This window comes from Aeromonas sp. ZOR0001, assembly GCF_000801015.1.
GTDB lineage: Bacteria > Pseudomonadota > Gammaproteobacteria > Enterobacterales > Aeromonadaceae > Aeromonas > Aeromonas veronii.
The window spans coordinates 1-298 of sequence record NZ_JRJY01000137.1 but is presented as its reverse complement, the minus strand read 5'-3'; the positions used below and the strand labels follow the sequence as shown (position 1 = coordinate 298).

Here is a 298-nt window from a genome sequence, read left to right as displayed (position 1 = left end):
TGACCTCTACTTTTGAGTGCTCCAAAAAATGGGGGGATTACCGCCCCTTTACGCAAGATAAGCTGATGGCTGGCTTTGTTGTCATAGGCGCCATCCGCATAAACACGTCCCAGCTTGCGCCGCAGTGGATGGAGCAAGGTCGGTAACACCTCTGCATCATGGACATTTTCCAGCGAGACTTCCGCCGCCACGATATCGTGGGTTGCCGGGTCTACCGCCAAATGCAACTTGCGCCAGACTCGGCGCTTCTCCGAGCCGTGTTTTCTGACCTTCCACTCGCCTTCACCAAACACCTTCA

The 298-nt window shown here is 55.0% G+C and carries 1 protein-coding gene; it reads right to left on the bottom strand.

Going from position 1 to position 298, the window contains the following annotated elements:
* On the bottom strand, positions 1-298 hold a 298-nt coding region (locus L972_RS21070), incomplete at both ends, for a transposase (RefSeq protein WP_156127060.1).